This is a genomic window from Pseudoalteromonas luteoviolacea NCIMB 1944, assembly GCF_001625565.1.
Classification (GTDB): domain Bacteria; phylum Pseudomonadota; class Gammaproteobacteria; order Enterobacterales; family Alteromonadaceae; genus Pseudoalteromonas; species Pseudoalteromonas luteoviolacea_F.
The window spans coordinates 299,672-312,571 of sequence record NZ_AUXS01000064.1 but is presented as its reverse complement, the minus strand read 5'-3'; the positions used below and the strand labels follow the sequence as shown (position 1 = coordinate 312,571).

Below are 12,900 nucleotides of genomic sequence, written 5' to 3'. Positions count from 1 at the left end.
AACTTCCCTATTTTAATGGTGAACAGTTAGTGTGTTTGCTTTGGGGTATGAAGTTATGAGGCATAAAACCACAAGAATTTTTCTAATGATGAACATAAAACGCTTACTTGTCTTTTCCATCGCCGCATTAAGTAGCTTTTCTAGCTGCCTCTATGCTGCCAATTCGTTCGATAAAATTCTTTTTGGCTCATGCAGCCATCAAGATAAAGCGATTCCCATTTTCGATGCCATCAACCAAGAGCAAGCCGATCTATTTATATTTTTAGGGGACAATATATACGGTGATACTGAAAATATGGATGAGTTAAAAGCTAAGTATCAAAAGTTGGCGCACAAACCTGGGTTTCAGACTTTGCGACAGCGTACTCCTGTCATTGCTATGTGGGATGATCATGATTACGGCGAAAATGACGCAGGTGAAGAGTACCCACTCAAGGAGGAGTCGCGACAGATAATGCTGGATTTTTGGCAGGAGCCCAAAGGAAGCCAGAGACGCACGCGTGAATCAGGAATATATACTTCATACTTCTTTGGAGAAGGTGAGCAAAGTGTCCAAGTTATCATGCCCGATCTACGATGGAATCGACCACAACTCAACTCGGTTGGTACATTGAGTTACTGGGTGGGAAGCTTATTCAATAATAAGGGACCCTATAGGCCTGTCGATGATACTACATCTATGTTGGGAGAGCAGCAGTGGCAATGGCTTGAACAAGAGCTATTAAAGCCCGCCAAGGTGAAAATAATTTCCTCTAGTTTACAGTTGATCCCAGACTTTACGGGATGGGAGAGCTGGGCAAACTTTCCAGCTGACCGAGCGCGGTTATTTGATTTTATAGAAGCGCATCAAATAGGTGGTGTGATCATGATAAGCGGTGACACTCACTGGGGTGAACTATCAAAATATCAAACAAAACGGGGCTATCCTTTGTGGGAAGTCACGAGCTCAGGATTAACTCAAAAGTGGAAAGATGTCAGTCCAAATAAACACCGGGTTGGCGAGAGCACGTCGCAAGTGAATTATGGGTTTATTGAAATTAATTGGCAAAAGAGTGACCCTGTTATCCATTTCGGGTTAAAAGACATCAAGGGCCATGTTACTCACTCCCAAAGTATGCCATTGTCGTCACTTCAATATAAAGAGAAGCTTTGAAAAGGGAGTCGCACACATGCCGACAATCGGATTTTTAATCCCCATGAAATTATTGAGATAACCGCTTATTGACTTGCTTCATTTCTAACAAAGAGTATGTTGTGCGCTGGGTAATTAATTATGTTAGCTTCAGCGGCATAAATATAGGCTTTTTGTGTGCTTGTTAATTGACGTTATAGCTGAGCCAAGCGCACAGAAATGCCATTGTAGCAATCGTCCTATCTTCACATCGGGTGAATAGAGTGATGATAATATTCATAAGTGGACATTGCACCTTTAAATAATCACCCAATCAAAAGTGAGAAAAGTGGTTATTTACCTATACATATCGAAGGCATATGACGATGGTTGTGTTTCAGAATAAATCATAGAGCCCGATTTTTAATTAGACATCATTGAATACGGAGGAAGGACTTTGAATATTGGTGAAGAGCATGAATACTGGGATACAACCTTTGAACAAGAGGATTTTTCGGGAGAGAAGATAGCCTCAAAGACATTCGAGGGGTGTAAATTTCTAAGTTGTAACTTTTCTGAGGCGGTTCTTAACCGATGTACCTTTATTGATTGTGAATTTTCAAAATGCAATTTAAGCATGCTAAGGATTCAGTACAGCAAATTCACCGATGTTATAATTCGTGATTCAAAAGCAATTGGTATTGATTGGACTAAAGTTGCATGGCCTAGACTCGTTTTTAGTTCACCAATTAAATTTTATGATTGCATGATAAATGATAGTTCCTTCTATGGTCTTTCATTACAGGACTTTGTATTAGATAGTTGTGTTGCTCGAAATGTTGACTTTAGGGACGGAGACTTTAGCAATGCTCAGTTTTCTCATTCTGATTTAAAAGGGTCTGTATTTTACGATACAAATCTATCAGGTGCAGATTTTTCACATGCAACCGATTTCGATATTGATATATTTAACAATAATCTTAAAAAAGCAAAGTTTGATCGCTTCGAAGCAATTCGGTTATTGGGGTGTTTAGAAATTGAACTGGTGTAAAGGGAAATATGAGAGGGAGCTTCATATAGTACCAATCACGTAAAACGCGGCGTGGTCAATGAAAAGAGAGGACTACTTAGCTGTGTATTCGTGCAGTTGGGTCCAGTGCTGATTAGTTTTGTGAGTTAAAATGGCAGTAAATATTACACTGCCAAAGCTATTAAGTGTATTAGTTAGCATTGCCCAGTAAAAAAGTTTAACAATAGATCATTGTTTCACACTCAATGTGCTGTGATGGGCAACGGCTTGTGCCGCAAAAAAGAAGGCCGGAGCAGCCTGAACCATTGGTATAACCACCCGCAATTTGGGGGGTTACTGAGTTTTCCAGTGTATTTTTATCTGCGCTTAAAAGTTTCATCTTTTTCTTAGAGATAACAAGTTTCATTTTATTCTCCTTAATTAACTTATTATCTAAATAAGGTACTAGGTGATAAGAGTTTTGTAAATATGTTAATTCCTAACGGGTTTTAGTTTAACAAGTGAGGTAGCAGGGTGAGTATTTTTATTTATGAGTATTCCAAGCTTTCTTTCGAAATATAAACAGGTTTTGCTCTGTTGCTTGTTCGAGAATTATGAGTGACAGATCCTGATATGTGACAACTATAGTTTGAGTTCGAGTATGTAAGCTATTTTAATTATATTAGCTCTATTTATAGTGATATATCGATACATAAAACGTCCGGCCTTCCACAATATTCGGAGTTATTTAATGCTTGAAATGTTCAGGGCGCAATTGCCTAGGTTGCTAATACAACAATAAAAATACTGCCAGCGCCATTAAATAGCCACAATGAATCTGGCAGTATTATTTCAAAGTATAAAAAGCGCTAAAGTATGCTTTTATTACTTAGGTACACAGCCTTGCCAGCCGCCATATGTATAGCAGATCACAGGGTTTGATGGACTACATCGTGGGTACACTGAGTATTCTCCACCTGCAACTTGTGGTGTTGCATTGTGTGCCAGTTGGTTACTCTCATTTAGTGTTTTTAGTTTTTTCTTTTTTAATTGTACTTTCATTTTTTATTTCCTTATTTGAGATAAACTGCCATTTCATGCTATTTACTTGATGACAAAAAGTAAACAAAAAGTTTTTAAATTTGGACTTTATTATTCTAATTTTAAATTAAGTTTAGAATAAAAGTATTTAAATCAGAGGATTTAGCTATCTTTCTGTTTTTTCTTTCGTTGCGCTTTATTCTGATAAAGTGCTTGATCAGCAAGCTCCAATAGTTGTTCTACTGCTGTGTCAGCTGTTATTTCGCATACACCAAAACTCATTCCTAGAGCTACATGCTCAACAGTTAGTTGAGCTGGGACAAGGTTTTGGATGCGGGCAATAAAAGTTTGTGCAGTTTGTGCATCCATACCGGGTATAAGTAGCATAAATTCATCGCCACCTAAGCGGAACAGTTTGTCATTTTTTCGAGTGTATTGACTAATAAGCTTAACGAAATTGACCAACATTTCATCTCCAATCCCATGACCCAATTTATCATTCAATGTTTTAAAATTATCTAAATCTATCATGATGATAGAGCATGTTTGCCCGTAGCGAGTGACCCGTTCAGACTCAAGTTCAATGTTTTCGATTAAAGTTCGTCTGTTCAATGCGCCTGTTAGAGGGTCCTTTGTTGCAACGCTTTCCGCAACTTGAATGGCTTCGTTATATGTTTTCACTATCACCGCCGTGAGCAACATGATCAAGCCTGACGACATGGCTGATCTCAACGCAATTTCAATATGCAGATGAATAAAGTTGAGATAGGTAATGATCAACCAAAAAGTGATGTTGGTTAAGCAGGCGATTTTAAATGGAAACACCATAAATACCCCAACTAAAAATGCGGGAAGCCATATCACAGCAATAATCGGGGACTGAAATGAAAAATAAATGAGTGTACTGCCAAGAACTGTGCTGAGTAGCAAACATTTTAAAACGCTCAACCGGCCTTGAAACAATCGCACTGCTGTGAATAACAACGCTGCGATGACAATCACCACCGCAATTGCTAACCCATATCTATGGTCAAGTGCATATCGAATAGGGTAATAGATCAAAACAGCCGCCGTTACTATAAACAAGTAAGCAGCATAGGTTGGGTATCGGTTAATTAGTATGGGTTGTGCTTTGGTTAGCGCGCCAAAGCGTTCTTTTAGTTTGAGAATAAGAATACCTTTCGCAAAGTTACATAGCGCTTTGTATTAAGTGTAAATCACAATTTTGAATCATCAACATTGTAATGGAAGTAGAGATGGGTGGGTTAATTTATTCTTAAATAAATGAATAAAGTATATTACATATTGTATAAAGTTCGTCCTATTCTTTGCTTGCTGGCACAGAAACGTGCCAGTAACTAAAGCAGAGGATACAATAATGAAGGTAAATCTATGGAAGTATGGCGCTGTGTTAGCTGCGTATTGTGCCGTCAATCAAGGTGTCGCTTGGGCGGATAATTTAGACAAAGCATGCCAAGATCAAGACCCATTTTTAGGTAGAACAGTACAAAATGGTCAAACAGTTTGCTTACCAAATAACTCCCGTACTTATTTAAGTATTGGTAATACCAGTAATGTAAGTAGTTTTTCGATAACAACGGGGTATGGAAGTGGCGACCTTAACTTGTACGCTAAAAATGGCGGTTGGCCAAAGTTAGATGGTAGTGATCCTAGCTCCGTAAAAGCGGGTAATGGTGAATGTATTGTTATTAGCAATCCAAGTAACTATTGGAGCTATATAACAGTGGATGGTGCAAGCCAAGGTGCTTCATTGGTAGTTGATTTGGGAGCTACTTCTTGTCGGATCGTAGATAACACAATCCCTCCTGATAGGGATGATCGTTACGAGTATGACTATGTGAACTTAAAAGTATTTCGTTTCCAATTTAGTGATACGCCATTGGAGTGGAGCACAATGCTGGCGGATTTGGATAAAACAGTTCAATACTACACTGAACAGTCATACGGGAAATTTTCGGTTTATTATGATGTATCAGAACCAGTGATCACGATTAATCGGCCAAAACGAGATTTCGATAATGACTTTTTTGCGTGGCGGGCTGCATGGCAAGCCGAAGTGAAAAATCGCGGTGTTGACCCTGACAACCCAGGCAGAGCAACAGTTGTTATGATGGTGGCGCCGCAAGTCGGGAATTTCAACTCGAGTGCAGCACCACCTTCAATTAGTTTGTACCATCATACGCCAGGTGTTATTGCGCACGAGCTTGGTCACGCACTTGGCCTTAGACATGCAAAAGCAATTGAAGCTGGTGCTGGGCGAGTTATAGGTGATCATGATTATGATAAAGAAAGTTTAAATTATGGAAATGTCTATAGCATGATGGGTATGGGGGCACATTCGTTGCAATCATACAACTTGCTATATAAGCATTATTTTCGTTGGTTAACTGACAGCGATGTTCCTGTTATAAACTCTTCGGGTACATATCGTATTTATGCTTTTGATCATGCTAGAAATGACCTTGGCTATATTGGACTTAGGTTGAAATCTGGAAATGGGCTCTATACATATTGGCTCGAATATCGTACAACCAATCAAAACTACCCAAAGACAAAAGATGGCATCCTAATCAACTTACAAGGTTACTTCGAAAATGAAAAAGATGCGCGTTTTTGGAAAACCACCTCTTATTTACTAGACATGACACCGGGCTCAAAAACACCTGGGTGGTGGGGGGATGATCAAACTGATTCTGAACTAGTTATTGGTAAAAGTTATACTGACCATTGGGGAGGATTTAGAATTACTCCTACGGCTAAGGGCGGTGTAGATGGGACTGAGCGTGCTTGGATAGAGGTTAAAGTAGAGCTGCTGTCTGGCAATTAGCGTGTGTAAATTGCTTAGAGTATTAGCAAATGCTTCTAACTCGTATGAGTTAAAAACACATGATGGCTAATCGTACTCTTTTAATCAGGGTTGGGTAGCGCTTAGCCCTGATTTGCTGCGCCAAATTTTTCTTTTTTCAATTCACCGCAGAGCATCGCATTCGATATATTGTGGTTCAATTATGCGTGTTAAAGCATGGAGGAAAAAGTAAATCTCTTATTGCTGGCGTGTTTTCAATGTTATACCTGCAGGAAAGTTTGTATACCAGGGCCTAATTTAGCCTGTACGAAGCTCTGAGTGCATATCTAGCAATACCCCTCCTTGTATCATGAAAGGACCCGTATTAGGGGCGTAGGCGTGAGTTCAGGGAATATATAATGTGATGGATCTGGGTTTAATTACCTAAGCTGAAATATTTATGCTTATTTCCTGATTATTAATCATATGACAAAATGCGGGGTTTATGTTTAAACCCGTGGGTTAATAGTTATAATATTCAAAAGAATGTTATTTTACCTATTAAAAATGACACCAATTCTATTCTATGGCTTTAGTTAGACTTAGTATCTCTATAACGATACTTAAAAATGTGCTCAACTTCTAAAGTTCTTCTTAGAATCATTGTGTTAGGCACCTTGTTCAACTAGTTCATCTTAATTCAAGTAATCAGAACGACTACTATGGCCGCTACGCTTTGTATAATTCATGGCGCTACCACCTCATTTTTATGAACGCTTGCTAATTGACATTCTAAACACCAGTGTAATCAAAAATGCACTGATTGTACCTATAGCAGGTTTTGGTGGTAAAAGTCGTTCGCTCCATACCCTCATTAATCTAAAATTTTTAAGCTTCAAGTTAAATAAAAAAGGTACAAGATTTAATAGGAAATCACTATCAAATAGAGCTGAAAACCTCACTCAAGCTGAATCTAATAAAACAAACAATATTGAGGTCATTTTTTTTATAATTATTTGTTATGCATAAATTCATATTCAGAAAAATAAGTTTTATTCAGCATAGTTCACTAACGAATTATTATTCGTCTTATGTACCCCTTTATTTGGATTTAATTAGCTTTTTTGCAAGGTTATGGAACTTAGAGAAGGTGATTGTGGAGATTATTTGTATATTATCATTTTGTGAATGATGTGTTATTCAATTTGTTTACATTGGTGTTTTTATCCTAGTTCTTGGGTTTTTCCTTATTTTAACTATAAGTGATTGATAAATAAGCTAACAAAAAATAATTGTTTTGTTAATTGGGATTGTTTTTGGCGTTTTTTTGGGCGCTCTTGTTTTTTGTTATTTTGTTTTTTTGTATGTAACTATAGCGTCTCTAAGAGAGCTGAACGTTTGTATGTCTGAAGTTTGATAGTAGTGTGCAATCTATTATTTCTTAGTTTTTTAGTTGATGTGATTTCTAATTAACTTCATTTAAAATTATAAGGAAAAATCATGATTAGAAGGAAAGTAACACCACTTTTATTGAGTCTTGCACTTGGTTCTACAGCCCAAGCAGCAGAATTTTATAGCAACTCAGCTGGTACTAAAGCTGTGAAAGATAGCTATATTGTTGTGTATAATACCCCTTCAACTTTTATTAATGCTGATTTATCAGCAAGAGCCGCATTCACTACATCTTTGACATCAAAACTAAGCGCTGAATTAGGTGTCGAAGTTGAGTATCAATATGATAATTTGTCAGGTGTTGCTATCAAAGCAAACTCTGATCAACTAGTAAAACTACTTTCACATCCAGACGTGAAGTTTGTAGAGCAAAATGCGACATTTACAATCGATCCAAAGATTTCTGATGTTAGTGCTCTTCAAAATAACCCTACTTGGGGTCTGGACCGTATCGACCAAAGAGACCTGCCACTTGATAGAAAATATGTTGGTGCTAACAATGGTCAGGGTGTAACCGCTTACGTATTGGATACAGGTATCCAAAACAGCCACAATGATTTTGGTGGCCGCTCTAGAAATGGTTATGATTTCATTGATAACGATGCGACAGCTCAAGACTGTAATGGTCACGGTACGCACGTTGCGGGCACTATCGGTGGTACTGAATATGGTGTAGCTAAGGCGGTAAATTTAGTTGGCGTTCGTGTACTAGATTGCCGAGGCTCAGGTTCATACGCAGGTGTTATTGCTGGTATTGACTGGGTTGCATCAAATGCAAGAGGTCCATCTGTTGCTAACATGAGTTTGGGCGGTGGTAAATCTACAGCAGTTAACAACGCTGTAGAAAAGGCTGTTAATCGCGGTGTTACATTTGTTGTAGCAGCGGGTAACGACAGAGGTGATGCTTGTTCAAAATCACCAGCTAGTGCACCTTCAGCAATTACTGTTGCGTCTACTGATGTCAATGACGCAAGATCAAGCTTCTCAAACTACGGTAAATGTATCGATGTTTTTGCTCCTGGTTCATCAATCAAATCGGCATGGATCGGTTCTGACACAGCGACAAGAACAATCAGCGGTACATCAATGGCATCTCCGCATGTTGCAGGTGTAGCAGCTTTACACCTAGCTAAAACGCCAAATCTAAATCCTGCTCAAGTTACAGCAGCGATCAATGACAATGCATCTGCGAACAAAATCTCTAATGTTGCAGGTTCACCAAACAAACTGGTTTACGCAAAACTTGATGGCGGCCCTAGTGATGGCCTAGTTGAAGTGGTCAGTGGCAACTCTGGCGACTTTAGAACGTTCGCATTCAATGTGCCTGCAGGTACTACGAAGTTAGTAGCAAGCTTGTCTGGTGGTTCTGGTGATGCTGATTTATATATCAAGCATGGTCAAACACCTTACCCAATTGACAACGATTGCGCTTCTGAAAACCCAGGTACATCAAACGAATCATGTGTTGTTGCCAACCCGGCTAGCGGCACTTGGTACATTTCAGCTTATGGTTACAGTGCATTTAATAATGTCACTTTAAAAGCTGATGCTGAAAAATAAACTTTAGTTAAAATCAATTACAAGGAAATCTTTTTTATGAGAACTTTGACAATTCTTTTTGCTGCTGCGCTTGCATTTTTCGCTGCTAAATCTGAAGCTGCAATGGACATCGCTGCATATCAGAGCCAAGCAACAACAGATAATGCTGCACATGGCCGTTGTGCGAAAAAAGCTGTTAACGCGACTGAGTGTGTAAATCGTATCAATTGGGCTGTTACAAATGGCTATATCACTGCTCGCGCTGGTGAGTGGGGTAAAGCGAATGGTTTCTACCCAGTTGTTGATTTTTATGACAGAACAGTTGGTGCTGTTTGTAAATGTGGTTGTTTCGAAGCTAGTACTCTTATCCGTGTAACTAAAGGCGGTAAAGTAGTAGATGTTGAAGCTAAAGACGTTGACAATTCATATGGCTTAGTAGCGCTATCTAAAGACGCTTCTCTAAGCGCGCTTTCAACAGAAACATTTGAAATGAAAGCTCGTACTCAAGGTTCTGAAGAGTCAAAACTATATGTATTCACTCTTGAAGATGGTTCTGAGCTTAAAGTAACTCAACACCACGGTATGCTTTTAGGTGACGGTACTATGGTAGCTGCTAAAGATGTAGAAGCTGGTCAAACAATGCTTCGTGCAGACGGTGTAGAGCTTTCAGTTGCTTCTATCACTCGTGAAGCGACTGACCAAGACGTTTACAACTTTGAGACAAGTGGTGCTGAAGCTGTTAACCACATCATCATCGCTAACGACATCCTAGTTGGTGATTTAACTTGGCAGAACCAGCTTCAAGCTGAGCTAGGTCAAGTTATCGTTCGTCAATAATTTATTGATGTATAGGGAGGGCCGTTCAGGCCTTCCTTTTTTGCATTAATCACTTCTATTTTCAATCATATTAAGTTGGAATAAATGCCATGAAATCAATTTCTACAGTGCTTGGTACTGCAGTATTTCTATCATCGTTGTCGGCTCAAGCTGCGATAGATACCGCAAATTATCGTTATCAAGCCTATTTTGATAATGCGTTGTACAGCAGGTGTGTGAGCAAACCTTCTGAATTGTCAGCTAGACAAAGAATAGACTGGGCTCGTAACGAAGGCGTAATAACAGCTAATGCGGCAAATTGGGGTAAAGAATATAAGTATTACCCGGTGATAGATTATTACGACAAATCAATTTTTTCAATCTGTAGTTATGAAGTGACGCCAAGCTCAGCTGCGACACTAGAGCAGTATAAGCAAATGGCGCATCGCTCTGAGTTGGGTGGACGCTGCGTCTATCGTCCTGATCCTAACCCACTTTATGAAAGAATTGATTGGGCAATATTGAATGGAAAAATTTCAAACAATGCGGGTTTGTGGGGTCGCTACAATGGTTATTATCCAGTAATTGATTTATTTACAGAGCGACTTGCTGGTGTTTGCCGCTTTGGCAGATAAAGTATTAACGAACACGCAATACAATAAACGCAATTTTACTTATGGCTAAGTGTTTGAATAAAAATTGCTGTTTAGGAGGTTACATATTATGAAGAAGGGCATCATTTTTGCTGGAGTCGCTGCTGTTGCCGCTACATTATTCTGGCTTGGTTGGAGCGACAATTTTGCAGATGGTGAGACTAATACAAGCAGCGTCGCAAATGTAGTACAGCAGGAAAATAAAAACACAGTAAACACTAACAAACTAGATGAACTAGATAAAAAGCTTACAACAGATATTGACTTAAAAATACCAAAAGCAGACCCCAAAGTTACCACAACGGAAGAGCAGCTTCTGACTGCTTTTCAACGGATGCAACTGTCTGTCGGTAAATTTAACTCTGCTTCGTTTATTAACGAAGAAATGCAAGATTTATTACATAATCCTGAAATGATAGAAATTGCGCAAAAAAGCTTGATTGATTTTAAACATGCCGAAGCCGCATTTGGTGAACAACAAGCTCTAGTCAGAGTATTTTCTATTCGTTTGCTAGATCAACTAGCGAAAGCTGGTGAGCCCGGCCCTCTTTACGAAGCAACTGGTCAGTTAGCGAGCAATTTGAGTGAGCAGCTAGCAAATGGTGAAGAAATTGAAAAACGCAGAGATCTTGATCTTGAGGACTTAGTATACGCGTCTATCTCAACTTATGATGACGAGCAAGTGATTTCATCACCCGAAATGGTGATGATGGAACTTGGTTATTTTGATGACTTTCATAATGACGTAAGAAAAATATACGCGAATCAATTCGGTTCGATAATCAGTCGCGAAAAAAGTGTAGATGAAACAATTGAAATAGTACAAAAGCTATTCAAAAAACAGTCTTAACTTTCTGAAAATTAAATTAACTCGAATAGCCTACTCGTATGTTTCAAAAGGAGAAATTTGAAATGAGTAACACATATAAGTTTTTGCCCGCCCTGGGGTTGTTAAGTGCATTTGCTGCGCATGCGACAACACCACAACCTCACCCAGTTAAAGCTCATGCGCAACAACATATTGCGGACTCTATAGCTTGGATTGATGAACAGGGAATAAGTTGCGAGCAAAATACCAATGCGCACCCGATGTGTGACACTGTAAAGGTGTATTTTGATGACGGTGAGTATGATCCCTCCAGAACGAACTCTAAACAAACTATACTGGTGATGGATTATGGGATGGATCTTCAGACTGTTTTGCGTTACCGCAGCCGTATTAAAGCCGCCTATAAATATGACCCAGACACTCAGACATTTGTGGCAGACAACCCATCGGTCTCGATCTCTCGACTTGGTCAAAAAGTATTAAGTGATATCGATGGCTTTACATATACAGATCCAGATACAGACACTGTTAAGCCAGGCTTTTTACCTGCAGCATGGCTAGGAGACTTGGCTGCCAAGTATGTGGCGGCAGCAAGCCAAGACAAATATGATCATGAAACGGGAGTTCCGCACTTCAGCCATGGCACTAAGGTGTTTGGTTATTTAGCACAGCATAACCCTGACGCAGAATTTGTGATCATAGATACGAGTACATTTTCTCCTTTCATTATGCACAAGGACGACATTTGTAATCGTGACATAGACGCGTTTTATGTGAAAATGGAACGCGCTGCGGGTTCATTATTGAGAAATGTCATCGAAGTCAATGATATTGAGTATATAAACTACTCAGGTGGGTTCGAAAGAAGAGATGTGCAGAATGCTTGGACAAGCAATAAATGTAATGGCAGTTTAAGTAATTACAAGGCGAAAAGATTTGTTCAGAGCATTAGACCGGTATATGACAAATTGTTTAGTACCTATGGTGTTCTTGGGATCCACGCAGGGGCAGTTTCTGCAACAAATAATGAAAACCCGCTTGATGTAATTGATTATCAAAATCGCATTCGAGTGATGTCTTATACAACAGGCTCAGTAGATACTCAGATTTCACAGGATGCTAAAACTGGCTGGCAGGATGTTTTTGTTAATCATTCATCTGAGTTTGACGGTCACAAGTATATAGACATGTATGTCAACTTTGGATATGGCAGAAGCGCTTTTTGGGAGACAAATAGCACACCTAAAATGTCTTCTGATGTATACGGTATGAGATACGGCGCAGATTGGGAGTTTCCTTCATCTTCGTGGGCTGCGCCTATTGCTACTTCTTATGCAATCGCAGTACAGAGTCAAATAGAATGGGGTTTTGATCCTGCATATTTAAAGCGAACTTTAATTTCACAAGATTGTTATGATAATGGCGGGCATTTCATAAACTTTGCATTATCTGACTTTATCTATGCTGGAAATGGACGTTGTCGTTTGCAAGATCCGTTAAAGTATCGTTTAGATACACTTAACCAGCAGGGTTATTTAAAATAATCGCAGAGAAATCATTTTGTATTAAATTGTAATCGCGTAGTGCCTGTTTGATTATTCATGATATAGTTGCACCTTAAGTTGTTAAATAAGTGTTTATAAA

The 12,900-nt window shown here is 39.0% G+C and carries 11 protein-coding genes; 8 read left to right on the top strand and 3 right to left on the bottom strand.

All coding sequences use genetic code 11. The features are described from left to right. Positions 1-85: 85 nt before the first annotated feature. Positions 86-1,153: an alkaline phosphatase D family protein gene (locus N483_RS22160; RefSeq protein ID WP_023398005.1), complete on the top strand. Its 1,068-nt coding sequence runs from the start codon at positions 86-88 to the stop codon at positions 1,151-1,153. Positions 1,154-1,568: 415 nt separating this feature from the next. Beyond that, positions 1,569-2,162 (top strand): pentapeptide repeat-containing protein, encoded by a 594-nt coding sequence (locus N483_RS22155; RefSeq protein WP_023398004.1) that lies wholly within the window; start codon positions 1,569-1,571, stop codon positions 2,160-2,162. A gap of 196 nt (positions 2,163-2,358) precedes the next feature. Here the strand turns inward: N483_RS22155 and N483_RS22150 are convergent, their stop codons facing one another. From N483_RS22150 to N483_RS22145, 3 genes are all read right to left on the bottom strand, one after another. After that, positions 2,359-2,547, bottom strand: a complete 189-nt coding sequence (locus N483_RS22150; RefSeq protein ID WP_023398003.1) for a hypothetical protein — start codon at positions 2,545-2,547, stop codon at positions 2,359-2,361. 458 nt (positions 2,548-3,005) lie between these two features. After that, positions 3,006-3,182, bottom strand: a complete 177-nt coding sequence (locus N483_RS27135) for a hypothetical protein (RefSeq protein ID WP_023398002.1) — start codon at positions 3,180-3,182, stop codon at positions 3,006-3,008. Positions 3,183-3,323: 141 nt separating this feature from the next. Continuing rightward, a complete protein-coding gene (locus tag N483_RS22145; protein WP_155250717.1) occupies positions 3,324-4,247 on the bottom strand; it encodes a GGDEF domain-containing protein in 924 nt (307 codons plus the stop codon). Between the two features lie 292 nt (positions 4,248-4,539). On the opposite strand from N483_RS22145, the gene N483_RS22140 reads away from it, so the two are divergent. The 6 genes from N483_RS22140 to N483_RS22110 all read left to right on the top strand — a co-directional run bounded on the left by N483_RS22140 (position 4,540) and on the right by N483_RS22110 (position 12,800). Next, positions 4,540-6,009 carry a PPC domain-containing protein gene (locus N483_RS22140; protein WP_023398000.1) on the top strand — a complete coding sequence of 490 codons (1,470 nt, stop codon included), beginning with the start codon at positions 4,540-4,542 and terminating at the stop codon, positions 6,007-6,009. Positions 6,010-7,467: 1,458 nt separating this feature from the next. Beyond that, positions 7,468-8,979, top strand: coding sequence for a S8 family serine peptidase (locus N483_RS22130; protein ID WP_023397998.1), 1,512 nt, complete (start codon positions 7,468-7,470; stop codon positions 8,977-8,979). Positions 8,980-9,015: 36 nt separating this feature from the next. Further along, positions 9,016-9,795 carry a Hint domain-containing protein gene (locus tag N483_RS22125; RefSeq protein WP_023397997.1) on the top strand — a complete coding sequence of 260 codons (780 nt, stop codon included), beginning with the start codon at positions 9,016-9,018 and terminating at the stop codon, positions 9,793-9,795. Between the two features lie 89 nt (positions 9,796-9,884). Beyond that, positions 9,885-10,409, top strand: a complete 525-nt coding sequence (locus tag N483_RS22120; protein WP_023397996.1) for a hypothetical protein — start codon at positions 9,885-9,887, stop codon at positions 10,407-10,409. An 88-nt stretch (positions 10,410-10,497) separates the two neighbouring features. Further along, positions 10,498-11,277: a hypothetical protein gene (locus N483_RS22115; RefSeq protein ID WP_023397995.1), complete on the top strand. Its 780-nt coding sequence runs from the start codon at positions 10,498-10,500 to the stop codon at positions 11,275-11,277. Between the two features lie 62 nt (positions 11,278-11,339). Then, positions 11,340-12,800, top strand: coding sequence for a hypothetical protein (locus tag N483_RS22110; protein ID WP_023397994.1), 1,461 nt, complete (start codon positions 11,340-11,342; stop codon positions 12,798-12,800). Positions 12,801-12,900 lie beyond the last annotated feature (100 nt).